Here is a 15471-nt window from a genome sequence, read left to right as displayed (position 1 = left end):
CTGAACTCTCTAAGATCATAAAAGTCTCAATATGTCTACAAATCGATTTAAAGTTGACGCTAAAATAGCTGGTTTGTTAGGCGAGAATTATCGTTCATCTGAACATGCGCTGCGTGAACTGGTAGACAATGCTTGGGATGCTGATTCTAAGAATGTTTGGATATCTCTACCGCTACTACCAAGTCCTAATGCAGACGACTTTAAGGTCGTTTTCATGGACGATGGGACGGGAATGACGACAGAAGAAGTCCGCAGTGAATACATGACCATTGCTCGAAATAGACGCGAGCGAAAGGGCGACAATACATCTATAGGACGTTTAGTAAAAGGCCGAAAGGGAATAGGAAAATTTGCGGGCTTATTTGTTGGGTCTACAATGCGGCTAGAAACCATAGCCAGAGGGAAGAAAACAGTTTTAACTATCGAAAAAGACGAGTTATCCAAGGCAAGGAAGGATATTGAAGACATAGATTTTCCAATCGAAGTATATGATTGCAATGAAGATGATGGCACAACTATAATAATCTATAATATAAATCAAAATTTATTATATCCAAATCCAGACAAGTTGAAATTGATACTAATTATGGAATATGGACGTCAAGACAATTTCAACATATATGTTAACAACGAAAAGCTTGATGTCACAGATGTTAAAGGCAAATCATTCGATTACGAAGAAATTATTAGCGACCTAGGCAATATCCATTTACGATTTGTACTTAGCGAAACTAGCCACAAGCTGCGTCAACCAGGTATATCTATACGTGTAGGTGGCAAGACAGTGGGTAAGCCCACATTCTTTGATATTGACAAGAATAACCCTGATATACCTTCTAAACTCTTAAAGAAGTTATATGGAGAAGTTGAAGCTGACGAATTATTAGATTATGTAACCGCAGATTGGGGAGCAGTAATTGAGAATAGCCGCGCCTACTCAGCACTTCACAGTTTTGCAAGTAACAAGATTGAAAACGCAATTAGAGATGCGTACAAAAATGAAATATCTCTAGCAAAAGCTAGAATGCAAAAGCAGATTCATATTGAATTACAAAGATTACCCGAATACAAAAGAGACTATGCTAAAAAGGCTCTAGACAAAGTAATAAACAATTTTTACTCTTTACCAGAGCAAAAAATCAGAGCACTTATAAGTGTAGTTTTGGACACAATAGAAAAAGATGAATATTGGGAGGTAATAAAAGCACTCGATAAAGCGCAACATTCTGACGTCTCTAGCTTTGCCGACGCACTAAATCTATTTGGCTTAGTTGAATTAGCAATGATGTCTAAACAAACGGCATCTCGCTTAAATTTTTTATCTAAACTTCAACAACTAGTAGACGACCCAAAAACTGAGGAAAAGGAGATACACAAAGCCATTGAAACAAACCTTTGGATACTTGGACCAGAATACTCAATAATGTCATCAAATGTGACACTGAGAACTGTGGTCAAAAGAATAACTGGAAAAAACCACTATGAGGGGCAATATGCTAACAACAGACCAGATCTACTTTTGACTCAGAATGTTCTTGGCCACTACTTATTAATTGAATTTAAAAGACCATCTCATAGTCTCAGCAGAACAGATATTGCTCAAGCAGCAGATTACAGACAAGAAATAACACCGTTTTTAACAGGATCTGCTATTGACATAATTGTATTAGGAGGAAAATCGAAGATAGATTCATTATATGATCCTGGAGAAAAAATAAAGATATTAACATTTAATGATGTAATTAGCAGTGCTAGTTCGACTCTCAATTGGCTGCTAACGCAGCTAACAAATAATAATAGTTCTTATAATTTCTAACGAGTATATTGCATTGTAGAATAAGTAGAGACAAGGCCTACCACAAACAAGGCCCCGCCGCAACCGCGCCGGGGCCTTTCTTATTACCGAAAATCGTCACGCTCCCCCTCTCCCCGAGAACAGGGAACTGGGGGTGAGGTGCTACGGCGTGCCATTGCCGCCCATGGCCCCGTACACCTGGCCTGTGGCGTAGCTGGCTTGCGAGTCGGCCAACTGCACGTAGATGGAGGCCAGCTCCACCGGCTGGGTATTGGCCCCGAACTTCACTAAGTCCTTCTGGGTGGCACCGCTGCTCACCTGGAAATTGGCTGTGGCTGTTCTACTCAACCCGTAAAAATATAAATCCAAACTCCCGCTGCTCCCCCAGAAACTCGCGTAGCTGCGGCAACCGGGCCAACAGGAACTCCGCAAGTTGGGCAACGGGTACTTGGGCGTTTTGCACGGCTACCACAAGGGGCGGGAAGCCCTCGGCCAACACCAGCCGCAAAAAGTCTTCGTGTTTGGTCAGCACCGTAGCCGCTCTGCCGGGCGTAGCGCCAGATTTCACCTAGTTACTTGCCTGCCGATTCCAGTACGTTTCCCTTACCCAGGTTGTTGACGGTGGGCTCTTTGCCATACCATTTTACCCGGTTATTGTCGCCCGTTACCTGAATGCTGGCCACGTTTTCCAACTCTATCACGTTGCCGTTGCCTACTACGTAGAACTCTTGGCATTGCCCTTTAAACGTTGTCTTGTTGTCGTTGCCCAGCACTTGGATGTCCTGCCCCGTCGCCGTGCGGGTTTGCGTAGACCCATTGCCGGTGATGATAATGTCTTCCGCATCCTGTATGTTAACCATCGAGCCACCTGAGTTGCCTGCTTCAACTGTACTGGCCGAAGCTGCTTCATCAGCCGACTGAACCGCTCCCACGTCCGAGTAGGACACCTCCTGTTTAGAATCGGCCGGAGAGCAGGCGCTACCAGTGCCGGCCAAGGCCAGCAGCATTACCAAGAAGCACTTAGTATTCATAGGATGAAAAAGTTAGTGTCCGACAAAGTACGAATACAACTTCATGGTGTTGCCTCCCATACTACTTCCTGTACCCCCCCATCTTTACAATCCATACGGCCGCCTGCCGGCCATCCAGGTATTCCAACCAGGTCGTCAACCCCGCCAACACCAACCAAAAACGCCCCGGCAGTTGCCGGGGCGCTTCGCATATCAAGTTCAATCATCAGGCTCCCCCTCTCCCTGGGGAGAGGGGGCCGGGGGGTGAGGTGCTACGGCGTGCCGTTGCCGCCCATGGCCCCGTACACTTGGCCGGTGGCGTAGCTGGCCTGGGGGTCGGCGAGCTGCACGTAGATGGAGGCCAGCTCCACCGGCTGGCCGGGGCGGCCCATGGGGGTTTTGGCCCCGAACTTCACCAGGTCCTCCTGGGTCGCGCCGCCGCTGGTTTGCAGCGGCGTCCAGATGGGGCCGGGCGCCACGCCATTCACGCGGATGCCTTTCGGGGCCAGCTGCTTGGCCAGGCTGCGCACGTAGTTGGTGGTGGCCGCCTTGGTCTGGGCGTAGTCATAAAGGTTGGGCGACGGGTCGTTGGCCTGCTCGGAGGTGGTGCCGATGATGCAGGAGCCCGGTTGCAGGTGGGGCAGCGCAGCCTTGATAATCCAGAACGGCGCGTAGATGTTGGTTTTCATCGTGGCGTCGAAATCCTCGGTCGTCAGGTCCAGAATCGACTGGCGCTGCTGCTGCCGGCCGGCGTTACTCACCACGATGTCGAGGCCGCCGAGCTGGCGCACGGCTTCGGCCACCAGCTTTTGGCAGAACGCCTCCTCCCGGATGTCGCCCGGAATGGCTACTGCTTTCTGGCCGGCTTTTTTAATCAGGTCGATAACCTGGCGGGCATCTTCCTCCTCGGCGGGCAGGTAGTTGATGGCCACGTCGGCGCCTTCGCGGGCGTAGGCAATGGCGGCGGCGCGGCCCATGCCCGAGTCGCCGCCCGTAATCAGGGCGCGGCGGCCTTTCAGGCGGCCCGAGCCTTTGTAGCTCTGCTCGCCGTGGTCGGGCAGCGGGTCCATTTTGGAGGCCAGCCCCGGCCAGGGCGTTTCCTGCTTTTTGAAGGGTGGGCGCGGGTACTTGGTGAGCGGGTTTTGCAGCGGCTCGGCGGCGGGCGTAGCGGCGGCTCCGCTGCCGCCCGTAGCGGCGTCGGCGGCCAGCAGCGGCCCGGCGGCCACGGCCAGGCCGGCGGCGCCCAGGCCGCTCACGGCCCGGCGGCGGCTGAGGTTGGTTTCGTTGTCAGTCATGGTGCGTATGAGGTTGAAAGAACAGTCAACCACTTACGCAAAAACCTGGGCCTAGCGTTGCTACGGCCGGGCTTAGGGATGGTGCGGGGCGTGGTGGTTGGGGTATTTGGGGTGAATTAGAAGCTAGATGAACTGACAAGCTAAATTGGTATGCAGAACGTCATTCAGAGCGGAGCGAAGAATCTTGCCTGAAGTCGTCCAACGGCTGTTCGAGCGAGATTCTTCGCTCCGCTCTGAATGACGTTCTATGTACCAACTTAACCTGTCAGTTCATCTAATTCATAGTCACTGGCAATACCCCCACCCTACTGCCACTTCTGGGCGATGCTGATGGCCGTTTCCAGCATGGCCGGCTCCCAGTGCTCGATTTGCCAGGCGGTGTGGGCCAACGAGGAAGCTTGCAGCCGCTGCCGGGCCTGCTCGAAGGAAGCGGCCGTTTCCAGAATATGCCCCAGCTGCCGCTGCTGAGTGTGCAGCAGCTCGTCCTCGATTACTGGACCCGGCGGCGCCAGAGGCAGCCGGGGCCGGAAGGCGTTGCCGGGCTGCCGGGCCGAACCCTTCTGGTACTCTTGCACCAGCGCTTCCATGCGGCCAAAATCGACCCGGAACTGCGCCTGGCTGCGGGCCGTGCGTAGGGCCCCGCCCACCTGCTCCAGCACCACGTACTTCAGGTTGGGGCACCGCGGCAGGGCCCACTTCAGCAGCTGGAACACTTCGGCCGGCACGGCGTCGTCGTGGGTGTCGCGCCGGATTTGGCGGCCCGGCTCCTGCCCCGACTCCGCCCAGCTGCCGCCCGACAGGTGGATTTCCCGCACCCGGTGCAGGGGGTAGAGCGCGAGCAGCTCGTCGGCCGGCAGCCGGAAGTTATGCAGCTGGCAGTACACGTTGTGCAGGTCCAGAATCAGAAAGCCATTCACCGGCTCCACCAGCTTTTCCAGAAACTCGCCGTGCCGTCGCACCTCATCGAGCGAGTAGGCGAAGGCCAGGTTTTCGAGGCCTACCGGACACTCGCAGGCGGCCTGCACGCGTTGCAGGCGGTCCTGGCCCAGGCGCAGCGTGGCGCTGGTGTACGGAATGGGCAGCGGGGCCCCGGCGTGAAAGTTGGCGCCGGTAAAAAAGCCGAAATGCTCCGTCACGTGGTCGAAGGGCAGCTGCCGGGCCAGGGTGCGCAGCTGCGTCAGCCACTGCTGCTGCGCGTGGGTCCAGCGGCCCGAGAGCAGCGAGCAGTACACCCCGTGGCCCAGCAGCCGGCCCTGGGCGCTATAGGCGCGCAGCAGCTCCTGGAACCACTCGGGCACCTGCTCCACGGCAAACAGCGCATCAAACGACCACTCCAGCGCCGCTACCCGCCCCTGCTCCAGCAGCGGAAAAGCAGCCGTCAGCAGGTCGGCGTCGAGGTTGCAGGCCAGCGCCGCTAGTACCGGGCTTGCGGGGGTGGTTGCAGATGAAGGAGTAGAAGCCACGACTCACTGGTTGAACAAGCGGCAGCAACGGCCCGGACTACCAGTTGGGTAGCACCCGCGAGGCCAGGGCCGTTGCGTAAGGAAAAAGTTGTGGCTTAGCCCATCCCGCAGGCGGGGCAGGGGTCCGAATAGGGCTCGGGGGCCGGGGCTTTCGGTTTGGCTTGCTCCTGCTTCACCACGGGTTCGTTCTTCTGGATGCAACCGGTGGTTTGCGCTGCCAGCCCAACCAGCAGGGCGCCGAGTACTGCTTGTGGGATTTTCATGGCTGCAACGAAAGTGGTTTGACAACTATTGAGCGCTAGCCCATACCGCAGGCCGGGCAAGAGTCCGGCGTCTTGGTGCTCTCACCTTTTTTCTGCTTGCCCTCTTCCTGCTTAGGCGTAGGGTCGCCTTTCTTGGTGCAGCTGGTAGTTGGGGCGGCCAAGCCAACCAACATGGCGCCGAGTAATGCCTGCGAGATTTTCATAGTTGCGATGAAAGTAAAAGTGAATTTACAAATAGGCTGTGTTTCGATTGGATACCGTTTTCCATATCATGGTTGCATACCTCAACAACAGGATTTACGCACAGTGGCTGCTGCGTACCCCGCAGCATAGCGAAGCGCCTGGCTCCGCGCATCGTTGCTGACCACTCATTGCTTGCGTTTAATGCTGCGGCATTGCCGCGAGCCGGGGCACTCGGCTGGTTGTTTCGTCAGGGCGCCCCTGGTTCGGCCAGCAGGGCCACGTGGGCCGTGTGGTGCCGGCCGTGCCAGCTGTAGAGCACCAGCGCCTGGTCGAGCGAGTAGCTGCGGTCCTGGAGCGGGTGGTAGAAGGTGCGCTGCCACTGCGCGTCGGTCAGGTGCCAGAGCAGCGTTACCCAGCGCGAGTGCAGCGCCTCCAGCAGCGCCAACGACACGGTTACGGGCACGGCGTCGTTGTCGGGCAGGGTGGCCCAGGCATTCAGTTCGAAGGGGCGGATGGTGGGGTGGTCTTCGGTGAGGGCCAGGCGGTAGCGCAGGTAGAAGTTGAGGTGCACGTCGGCCACGTGATGAATTACCTGCCGGCCGCTCCAGCCGCCGGGGCGGTAGGGCTGCTCCAGGCGTACGCCCCCGGCCTGCCGGGCCGCCGCCGTCAGCTCGGCCGGCAGCGCCGCCAGCTGCTCAATATAGCCGGCCCGCTCGGCAGCCGTGAGGGGGCGGGCGGGCAACTCGGCCTTGCCGATGGGATATTGGGGGTCGATTAACGGAGTTTCCATACCTGGCTAACGGCCCCCGGCGGGCCGGGTTCAGCGGCCCGGGCCCGGCGGTTTCGCCGGCCGCAGCTCTCCCCCGAATGGCCCGGCAGATTTCCGGCCCCTCCGGCAGCCGGCAGAATCTGCCCGGCAATGCCTAATCTTGCGGCCCCGCACTTCTGCCTTATTCATGACCCACTACCTGCTGATTGACTGTCCCGACGAGCCCGGCCTCGTTTTCCGCACCTCCGAAGTGCTGTTCCGCCACGGCCTCAACATCCTGCGCAACGGCGAATTCGTGGAGCCCCACGACGCCCACTTCTTCATGCGCACCGAGTTTACCGGCCCCTGCGACCCGGCCGCCCTCACCCGCGACTTACAGGCCGTGCTGCCGCCCGGCACCACTATCCGGCTGCGCAACGACCAGCCGCGCCGCATCGTGGTGCTGGCTACCCGCGAGCATCATTGCCTCTCTGAGCTGCTGGTACGCCACTTTTTCGGGCAGCTGCACGCCGAAATTCTGGGCGTCATCAGCAACCACGACAACCTGCGCCCCATCACCGAGCGCCTCGATGTACCGTACCACCACCTCAGCGCCGAGGGCCTGAGCCGGGAGGCCCACGAGGCCGCCGTGCTGGCCCAGATTCAGCATTACGAGCCCGAATACGTGGTGCTGGCCCGCTACATGCGCATTCTGTCGCCCGAGTTCGTGGCCCACTTCAGCGGCCACCTCATTAACATCCACCACAGCTTCCTGCCGGCCTTCATCGGGGCCAGCCCCTACGCCCAGGCCTACGAGCGGGGCGTGAAAAGCATCGGGGCCACCGCTCACTTCGTCACCGACCAGCTCGACCAGGGCCCCATCATCGCCCAGAGCGTCATCCCGACCGACCACACCCAGAGCGCCCGCGACATGGCCCAGGCCGGCCGCGACGTGGAGAAGCTTACCCTGGCCCGCGCCCTCACGCTGGTCTGCCGCGAGCAGGTGTGCGTGCACCGCAACAAAACCATCGTGTTCGAATAAGACCCGCCCAGCCGTCGGCAACAACCGACAGTAACTACCGAAAAGCCCGCGCCCCTCCTTGAACAGGGAGGGACGCGGGCTTTTCGGCTTCTATTTAACGCTGCTTCAAGAGCGAAGCGGCTGGTTTACGCGGGCGGCTGCCGCCAGTTTACATGCGCGAATAGTGCTCATCAATGGCCTTATCCATAGCGGCCTTAAACGACAGCAGCAGCTTGTCGCGCTCCACTTCCGGCAGCTGCTGGAGGGCCCGCTCGAAGGTCATGCGGTACACATGGGTCATGAAATCGGCCCCGTACATGGTAAAAAAACCGTCGTGAATTTTGTCGAAGGCCAGCTTTTCGGCCGACGAGATGGAGAGCGAAAGCGCCAGCCATTCCTTGGCGTTGTTGGCTAAGCTGAGTTGCAGGTCCTGGTCCATTAAGGATGCGAGGGTTGAGGGATAAAAGAAAAAGCGGCCGGGCTACTCCAGCCGGCGGTAGGGCCGGAACACGTGCGGCACCAGCGCCGGCACCACAGTACCTTTGCCGCCGTGCGCCGCGTAAAACGAGGCCACGGCCGCTTCGAGTGCGGGCCGGTCGTGCAGATCCACGCTGGCCCACACGTCGGCGGCGGCCAGCGGGGCCGCCAGCGCGCTCAGCCGGCAGGCGGCCACACCCAAGGGGTGTTCGGCGTAGAGCCGGGTGCCGTCGGCGGCCTGGTTTTCGTGCTGGTAGCGCCAGTTCTGCTCGAAGGGCGGATGGCTGCCGTGGGTTTCGTCGGTGCTGGCAAAGCCCAGGCTGCGGAGGTAGGAATCGGTCATTTTATGAGGGATTAGGGATTAGGGATTAGGGATTAGGGATTAGGGAGCTACGAAGCCGCCTGTCATCCTGAGTATTCCGCGCATCAAGCGGCGACGAAGGACCTGCTTCCGCCAGCATAAACTATTGGGACAGATGTGCTACCGTAGGAAGATCCTTCGTCGCCGCTTGATGCGCGGAATGCTCAGGATGACAGGCGGGGGCGCATGTTTCAGCCCGCCACCTCGGCGGGCCAGTTTACCTGGCGCAGCAGCACCCGCAACTCGGCCTCGGAGGCCACGCGGCCCTGAAAGCAGTAGAGCAGCTGGCCATTTACGGCTTCGAGCAGCGTCATTTCGCCATCGGTGTAGAGCACCAGCGTTTCCTGGCCTACCTCGCTGGGACGGCTATAGCGCACCTGCCCGGCCGGGGAGGCGTTGCTGCGAAAGCCAAACCGGGCCAGCAATTCGGCCGGGGGCTGATAAAAAGAATCCATGGAGAGAGAACCCAGAAACGGGACGCGGGGCCAGACGGCCGGGCGCTAAGCCACTACCGCAGTGCGCGGGGAGCCTACACAGCTGCGCCCGGTTCACCAAAGTCCCGGAAGGTCGGCATTTTCCAGCCAACTTCGGCCGGCTCTGCTTCTAACGGGCCTCAGCAGTACGCCGAGCGCCGGGTACGGGCCGCCGGCTGCAAGAGCTTTGCCGCCATGACTACCGGGTTTCGGCAAAGCCGCCGGGGGGGCAGTATTGGGGGCCTTTCGCTTACTTGCGGCAAAGTTTGAACCGGCAATCCGCGGGACCACCCCGCTTACACTCCGGCCGCCAGCCGCCCCTTTATTTTTTATGCGTCTATCCTTACCCCTGATTGGGCCGCTGCTGGGCCTTGTGCTGCTTTTGTTTCTGCCGGGCCCACGCCCGGCCGCCGCCCAAACGCTGCCGCGGCAGTGGAACCGCACCCTGGGCAACACCGGCATCAACGCGCTGGACCGGCTGCGGCCCACTGCCGATGGGGGCTACATTCTGGGGGCCCACCTCGACCCCAGCCCCGGCCCCGAAATCAGCCAGCCGCACCACGGCGTTATCGATTTCTGGGTGGTCAAGCTCGGCCCCCGGGGCGACAAGCAGTGGGACCGGGTGCTGGGCGGCAGCGACGACGAGTACCCGGTCGAAATTGCGCAAACCACCGACGGCGGCTACATCGTGGGTGGGTGGTCGCGCTCCGGCGCCTCGGGCGACAAAACCGAGCCCAGCCAGGGCGGATCGGATTATTGGGTGGTCAAGCTCGATGCCCAGGGCCGCACGCGGTGGGAACGGACGCTGGGCGGCAGCGGCCACGACGAGCTCACGACCCTGCACCAGACGCCCGACGGGGGCTACCTGCTCGGCGGCAACTCCTCGTCTCCGGTTTCGGGCGATAAAACAGCCCCCACCGCCGGCCCAGGCAGCGCCCCCTGGCTGGTTAAGCTCGACGCCGCCGGCCGCACGCAATGGGACCTTACCCTGCCCGGCGCTAAAGTGGGCTCGTTGCAGGCGCTGCTGCTCACGCCGGATGGCGGCTACCTGCTCAGCGGCAACATCTCCGTACCGGGCCCCGGCGGACCCGGCGCCGCCAATTTCTGGGCCATCAAGCTGAACGCCGCCGGCCAGCCCGAGTGGGAGCGGTCGGTGGGCGGGTCCGAGTCGGAGTCGCTCCAGACTATGTGCGCAACGCCGGATGGTGGCTATCTGCTCGGGGGCATCTCCTACTCCGGTGCTTCGGGCGACAAGTTGCAAGGCCACCGCGGCGGGGGCGACTACTGGGTGGTGAAGCTTAGTGCCACAGGCGTGTTGCAGTGGGAGCGCACGTACGGCGGCGACGGCAAGGACGAGCTGACGTCTATTGCCCCTACTGCCAATGGCGGCTACCTGCTCGGCGGCACCTCCGAGTCGGGCCTTTCGGGCGAGCAGACCCAGCCCTCGCTAGGGCGTGCCGATTACTGGCTGGTGCAGATTGACGACAAGGGCACACTGCGCTGGGACCAGCGCTTCGGTGGCGCCGACATAGAAGTTCTCACCGACGCCTTCCCGACCAAAGACGGCGGCTACGCCCTGGGCGGCATGTCGTTCTCGGGAGTTTCGGGCGACAAAACCCAGCCCAACATCGGCACCATGAACACGCCCAACATCTGGCTGCTCAAGCTCGGGGTGGCGCCGCCCGAAGTCAGCCTGCCGGCCGTGGAGGCCGTGTGTGCGGGCCGGCAGGTCACGCTGGTTCCGCGCCTCAACTCCATCACGGCTCCGCTAAGCTACCGCTGGAACACCGGCGCCGCCACGCCCACACTGCCGGTAACCCAGCCCGGCACCTATACCGTCACGGTCACTTTCCCGGGCGGGCTCAGCGCCACGGCCCAGCGGCAGGTGCTGCCCTTCGCCTCCGCCCTGCGCATCAGCGGCGACTCGGTGCTGTGCGGCAGCGCCCCCCTGAGCCTGCAGGCCCACGACGCGGCGGCCCTCACCTACCGCTGGAGCACGGGAGCCACTACCAGCACGCTGGCCGTCAGCCAGCCGGGTACGTATTCGGTTACGGCCACGTACGCGGGCGGCTGCACTGCCACGGCCACCCAAACCGTGCGCGCGGTACCGCCGCTGCCGCCCCTCGTGCTGGGTCCCGACACCACCATCTGCCAGGGCCAGACCCTGCGGCTGCAGGCCCCGCCCGTGGCCGGCGCGGCCTCCTACCGCTGGTCCGACGGCTCTACCGGCCCCACCCTGCTCGTGCAGCAGCCCGGCGACTATTCGGTGCAGATAAGCATCGCCTGCACCTCGGTAAGTGCCCGCCGCCGCGTAAGCGTAGCCCCCTGCCTGACCATCCCCAACATCATCACCCCCAACGGCGACCGGCAAAACCAGTACTTCGTCATCCCGGGGCTGAGCGGCAACGACTGGGAGCTGACGATTTATTCGCGCTGGGGAAGCCAGGTGTACGCCACCAAATCTTACCGACACGAGTGGGGTCCGGCCGCCGCGCCGGGCACGTATTTCTACACCCTCCGGCAGGCGGCCAGCGGCCTCGCGTACAAGGGTTGGCTGCAGGTGATACGGTAAAATGCGCGGAATTGCCTCTTCATAAGCTCCCGGCTACCTCTCCATAAACCGCCGCAGGTACGGGGCCGTTTTGCTGGCCTTCGACTTGGCGACTGTTTCCGGCGAACCTTCGGCGACCACTTGGCCGCCTTCGTCGCCGGCGCCGGGGCCCATGTCGATTACCCAGTCGGAGGCGGCTACTACGCGCATATCGTGCTCTACCACCACTACCGTGTTGCCGGCCGCAACCAGGGCCTGGAGCTGCACCAGCAGGCGCTCCACGTCGGCGGGGTGCAGGCCGGTGGTGGGCTCGTCGAGCACGTAGAGGGTGTGGCCGCGGGCGGGGCGCTGCAACTCGGTGGCCAGCTTGATGCGCTGGGCCTCGCCCCCGCTCAGCTCGGTGGCCGGCTGGCCCAGGCGCAGGTAGCCCAGGCCCACTTCGCGCAGCACCGTCAGGGCCCGGTGCACGGGCGGCTCGTCGGCGAAAAATTCGCTGGCCGCATCCACCGTCATGTTCAGCACCTGGGCAATGTTCTGGCCGTGGTACTCTATTTCGAGGGTTTTGTCGTTGTAGCGGGTGCCGTGGCAGACCGGGCAGGGCGCGTACACGCTGGGCAGAAACAGCAGTTCCACCATCACGAAGCCCTCGCCCTGGCAGTTCGGGCAGCGCCCCTTTTTCACGTTGAAGGAGAACTGGCCGGCATCGTAACGGCGTCGGCGGGCCTCGGGCGTGGCCGCGAATAGCCGCCGCACGTGGTCGAACAGGCCGGTATAGGTGGCCATGTTGGAGCGCGGCGTGCGGCCAATGGGCTTCTGGTCGACCTGCACCAGCCGGGTGAGCGGGACAGCGTCGGGCGAGAAGCTGAAGCTCAAGGCTCCGCCGCCCTCGTCGTGGTCGTCGTTTTCGGCCGCCAGCAGCTCGTCGGCCGTTTCCGGCTCGTCTTCTGTTGGCGCCTTTTCGCGGGCGCTTCTGACTTCCAGCTTCAGCAGCTGGCTTACCAGACTCGATTTGCCCGAGCCCGACACGCCCGTGATGGTCGTGAGCACGGCCAGCGGGAAGCGCACCGTAAGGTCGTGCAGGTTGTGGCGGGTGATGCCCGACAGCTCCAGCCAGCCGGCCGGCACACGGGGTTCGGCTTTGGCGGCGGACTGGTCTTCTTCGCCGGGGAACAGAAAGCGCCGCGTCTGAGACGCTTGCACTTCCCGCAGGCCTTCGGGCGGGCCGCTGTACAGGATTTGGCCGCCCTGCTCGCCGGCCTGCGGGCCCACATCCACGAGCCAGTCGGCGCGGCGCACTACGTCGAGGTTGTGCTCGACCACGAACAGCGAGTTGCCCGCGCTGCGCAGGCTGGCCAGGGCCGTGAGCAGGGCCTCGGTATCGGCCGGGTGCAGGCCCGCCGAGGGCTCATCAAGCACGTACACGACTCCGAACAGGTTGGAGTAAAGCTGAGTGGCCAGCCGCAGCCGCTGCAATTCACCCGGCGAGAGGCTGGGCGTACTTCTTTCTAGGGATAAATAGCCCAGGCCCAGATCGAGCAGCACCGCCAGCCGGGCCCGCAGGTCTTCGGCAATGCGGCGGGCGGCCTCCACCTGGGCCGGGTCGTGGGCGGTGTGGCGGGCGTGGCCGGTTTCGGTGCCGGCCTCGTAGGGCTGGAGCAACGCGGCCACCTGCTTGAGCGGCAGGGCCGAGAAATCCGCAATATCAAGGCCCGCAAACGTCACGCTCAGCGAGGCCTGGCGCAGGCGCTTGCCGTGGCAGGTGGGGCACACGGTGCTGAGCATGTACTGCTGCACCCGCTTTTTCATGCTCGCGCTCTGGGTGTTGCCGAAGGTGTAGAGCACGTGCCGCCGGGCGCTGCTGAAGGTGCCCATGTAGTTGGGTTCCTGCTTGCGTTGCACGGCCCGCCGGGTTTGCTCGGGCGAGAGGCCGGGGTACACGGGCACCACCGGCTGCTCGTCGGTGAACAGAATCCAGTCCCGGTCTTTTTGCGGCAAATCCAGCCAGGGGGTGTCCACGTCGTAGCCCAGCGTTACCAGAATATCGCGCTGATTCTGGCCGCCCCAGGCCTGGGGCCAGGCGGCAATGGCCCGCTCCCGGATGGTGAGCGTGGGGTCGGGCACCATGCTGGCCTCGGTGACTTCATACACGCGGCCCAGCCCGTGGCAGGTGGGGCAGGCGCCCTCGGGCGTATTGGCCGAAAACGCTTCGGCGTAGATAATGCCTTGCCCCTTGGGGTAGTCGCCGGCCCGCGAGTACAGCATGCGCACCAGGTTTGACAGCGTGGTAACCGAGCCCACCGACGAGCGGGTGGTGGGCGTGCCGCGCTGCTGCTGCAAGGCCACGGCCGGCGGCAGCCCCTCAATGGAGTCGACTTCGGGCACGGCCATCTGATGAAACAGCCGCCGCGCGTACGGCGACACCGACTCGAGGTAGCGGCGCTGGGCCTCGGCGTACAAGGTACCAAAGGCCAGGCTGCTCTTGCCCGAGCCCGACACGCCGGTAAAGACCACCAGCGCGTCGCGCGGCACGTCCACGTCGATGTTTTTCAGGTTATGCTCGCGGGCCCCGCGCACTTGCACGAAGCCCGTGGTTGACTGCTCAGCTTTCGATTCCGACATGCATTCAGCGTAAAGTAGAACCCTGTAGTACGCAGGAGTTACCCTTTCCGCCGAGCCAGCGCGGCTTTACCTCAGAACGGCTCTGCTTTTCCTCTGCGCATGCCTCCGCGAACCTCTGCGGGAAAGCCGGCCGCACCGTTAGCCAGCCTCCAGCACTAAACTCGCCGAGTTGATGCAGAACCGCAGCCCGGCCGGCGCCGGCCCATCGGCCGATACGTGGCCCAGGTGGCCGGCGCACACGTTGCAGCGCACCTCCACGCGCTGCATGTGGTGGCTGTCGTCGAACTGAAACCGCAGGGCGGCGCGGGCGGCGGGCTGGGTGAAGCTGGGCCAGCCGGAAATGGCGTGGTACTTCGTGGCCGAATCGAATAGGGGCTGCCCGCAGCCGGCGCAGCCGTAGCGGCCCGGCGCGTAGGAGCGGCAGAATTCGTTGCGGTAGGCCGGCTCGGTTTCGGCCTTGCGCAGCACCTGAAACTGCCGCGGCGTGAGCCGGGCGGCCCACTCAGCTTCCGGCAATTCCAGCCGGCGCGGGGGCTCGGGGTTGCCGTAGCGGGCGTACGTAAGCACGTCGCGCCAGCGCAGCAACGGCGGGTCAAGCTCTTCCATTACCTTATATTTACCCCTGAAAATACCCTCCGAATCGTCCCAGTCATGGAAGTGCTCTATGATTCGCCGCCGCTGACTGTTTCTTACGACCCTGTTCAGCAGTGCCTTTACGTGGAATGGCGCGGCAACCACACGGCTGCCAGCGCCCGCAGTGGCGGCGAGCAGGTGCTGGCCTGCCTGCGGCGGCAGCCCTGCCACAAAATGCTCAACGACAACACCCAGGTAACCAGCGAATGGGAGCAGGCCGCCCGCTGGGTTGGAGGCGAGTACTACCAGCGCCTGGCCGAACTGCAAATGCGCTACGTGGCCTGGGTTTGCCCCACGAGCTGGTCGGCGCGCAGAAGCATGGAGGCGGCCATGCACTTCGTAACCGCGCCCACTGTCCTGCTCTTCGACGACGTAGCCTCAGCCTATACCTGGCTCGTCCGGCAGTGAATAGTGAATAGTGAATAGTGAATAGTGAATAGTGAATAGTGAATGAGGTACGGGAATCGCAGGTAAGAAAGAACGTCATTCTGAGCGAAGCCGGAGGCGAAGTCGAAGAATCTCGCGTGCAGTGGTAATCCCTGCTGACTGCAACGACGCGGTAAAGATTCTTCGACTTCG

Annotated in this window: 17 protein-coding genes; 4 read left to right on the top strand and 13 right to left on the bottom strand. The window is 61.6% G+C overall.

Annotation, left to right across the window (positions count from 1 at the left end):
- The first annotated feature begins 31 nt into the window (after nucleotides 1–31).
- A complete protein-coding gene (locus BMY67_RS05135; RefSeq protein ID WP_092769046.1) occupies nucleotides 32–1816 on the top strand; it encodes a Shedu anti-phage system protein SduA domain-containing protein in 1785 nt (594 codons plus the stop codon).
- A gap of 141 nt (nucleotides 1817–1957) precedes the next feature.
- On the opposite strand, the gene BMY67_RS05130 is transcribed toward BMY67_RS05135, so the two are convergent.
- From BMY67_RS05130 to BMY67_RS05105, 8 genes are all read right to left on the bottom strand, one after another.
- A complete protein-coding gene (locus BMY67_RS05130; RefSeq protein ID WP_245744892.1) occupies nucleotides 1958–2113 on the bottom strand; it encodes a hypothetical protein in 156 nt (51 codons plus the stop codon).
- A 22-nt stretch (nucleotides 2114–2135) separates the two neighbouring features.
- Nucleotides 2136–2294 (bottom strand): hypothetical protein, encoded by a 159-nt coding sequence (locus tag BMY67_RS19800; protein WP_394333351.1) that lies wholly within the window; start codon nucleotides 2292–2294, stop codon nucleotides 2136–2138.
- 73 nt (nucleotides 2295–2367) lie between these two features.
- Entirely contained in the window at nucleotides 2368–2826 is a 459-nt protein-coding gene (locus BMY67_RS05120; RefSeq protein WP_092769043.1) for a DUF3060 domain-containing protein, read from the bottom strand.
- A gap of 251 nt (nucleotides 2827–3077) precedes the next feature.
- Nucleotides 3078–4100 (bottom strand): SDR family oxidoreductase, encoded by a 1023-nt coding sequence (locus tag BMY67_RS05115; protein WP_092769041.1) that lies wholly within the window; start codon nucleotides 4098–4100, stop codon nucleotides 3078–3080.
- A 305-nt stretch (nucleotides 4101–4405) separates the two neighbouring features.
- Nucleotides 4406–5563 carry a multinuclear nonheme iron-dependent oxidase gene (locus BMY67_RS05110; protein ID WP_218144591.1) on the bottom strand — a complete coding sequence of 386 codons (1158 nt, stop codon included), beginning with the start codon at nucleotides 5561–5563 and terminating at the stop codon, nucleotides 4406–4408.
- Nucleotides 5564–5658: 95 nt separating this feature from the next.
- On the bottom strand, nucleotides 5659–5826 hold the full coding sequence (locus BMY67_RS19290; protein WP_177189695.1) for a chryseobasin-related MNIO class RiPP peptide: 168 nt from the start codon (nucleotides 5824–5826) through the stop codon (nucleotides 5659–5661).
- Between the two features lie 35 nt (nucleotides 5827–5861).
- Complete coding sequence (locus BMY67_RS19285; protein ID WP_177189694.1) at nucleotides 5862–6029, bottom strand: chryseobasin-related MNIO class RiPP peptide; 168 nt, start codon at nucleotides 6027–6029, stop codon at nucleotides 5862–5864.
- Between the two features lie 227 nt (nucleotides 6030–6256).
- Entirely contained in the window at nucleotides 6257–6799 is a 543-nt protein-coding gene (locus tag BMY67_RS05105; RefSeq protein WP_092769039.1) for a YfiT family bacillithiol transferase, read from the bottom strand.
- A gap of 166 nt (nucleotides 6800–6965) precedes the next feature.
- Between BMY67_RS05105 and purU the strand changes: the two genes are divergently transcribed.
- Entirely contained in the window at nucleotides 6966–7799 is an 834-nt protein-coding gene (gene purU, locus BMY67_RS05100; protein WP_092769037.1) for a formyltetrahydrofolate deformylase, read from the top strand.
- A gap of 148 nt (nucleotides 7800–7947) precedes the next feature.
- Here purU and BMY67_RS05095 read toward each other — a convergent pair whose 3' ends face one another.
- From BMY67_RS05095 to BMY67_RS05085, 3 genes are all read right to left on the bottom strand, one after another.
- Nucleotides 7948–8217 carry a hypothetical protein gene (locus BMY67_RS05095; protein WP_092769035.1) on the bottom strand — a complete coding sequence of 90 codons (270 nt, stop codon included), beginning with the start codon at nucleotides 8215–8217 and terminating at the stop codon, nucleotides 7948–7950.
- 42 nt (nucleotides 8218–8259) lie between these two features.
- Nucleotides 8260–8598 (bottom strand): hypothetical protein, encoded by a 339-nt coding sequence (locus BMY67_RS05090; RefSeq protein WP_092769033.1) that lies wholly within the window; start codon nucleotides 8596–8598, stop codon nucleotides 8260–8262.
- A 209-nt stretch (nucleotides 8599–8807) separates the two neighbouring features.
- On the bottom strand, nucleotides 8808–9071 hold the full coding sequence (locus BMY67_RS05085; protein ID WP_092769030.1) for a hypothetical protein: 264 nt from the start codon (nucleotides 9069–9071) through the stop codon (nucleotides 8808–8810).
- Between the two features lie 349 nt (nucleotides 9072–9420).
- On the opposite strand from BMY67_RS05085, the gene BMY67_RS05080 reads away from it, so the two are divergent.
- On the top strand, nucleotides 9421–11661 hold the full coding sequence (locus tag BMY67_RS05080; RefSeq protein WP_092769028.1) for a T9SS type B sorting domain-containing protein: 2241 nt from the start codon (nucleotides 9421–9423) through the stop codon (nucleotides 11659–11661).
- A gap of 33 nt (nucleotides 11662–11694) precedes the next feature.
- Here BMY67_RS05080 and BMY67_RS05075 read toward each other — a convergent pair whose 3' ends face one another.
- Complete coding sequence (locus BMY67_RS05075) at nucleotides 11695–14259, bottom strand: excinuclease ABC subunit UvrA (RefSeq protein ID WP_092769026.1); 2565 nt, start codon at nucleotides 14257–14259, stop codon at nucleotides 11695–11697.
- 138 nt (nucleotides 14260–14397) lie between these two features.
- Nucleotides 14398–14865 carry a peptide-methionine (R)-S-oxide reductase MsrB gene (gene msrB, locus BMY67_RS05070; RefSeq protein ID WP_092769024.1) on the bottom strand — a complete coding sequence of 156 codons (468 nt, stop codon included), beginning with the start codon at nucleotides 14863–14865 and terminating at the stop codon, nucleotides 14398–14400.
- A 45-nt stretch (nucleotides 14866–14910) separates the two neighbouring features.
- On the opposite strand from msrB, the gene BMY67_RS05065 reads away from it, so the two are divergent.
- Nucleotides 14911–15300, top strand: coding sequence for a SpoIIAA family protein (locus BMY67_RS05065; RefSeq protein WP_092769022.1), 390 nt, complete (start codon nucleotides 14911–14913; stop codon nucleotides 15298–15300).
- Nucleotides 15301–15471 lie beyond the last annotated feature (171 nt).

This window comes from Hymenobacter actinosclerus, assembly GCF_900111515.1.
GTDB classification, from domain to species: domain Bacteria; phylum Bacteroidota; class Bacteroidia; order Cytophagales; family Hymenobacteraceae; genus Hymenobacter; species Hymenobacter actinosclerus.
Note: the sequence above shows the minus strand (reverse complement) of the source record. Positions and strands in the feature narration are given on the sequence as shown.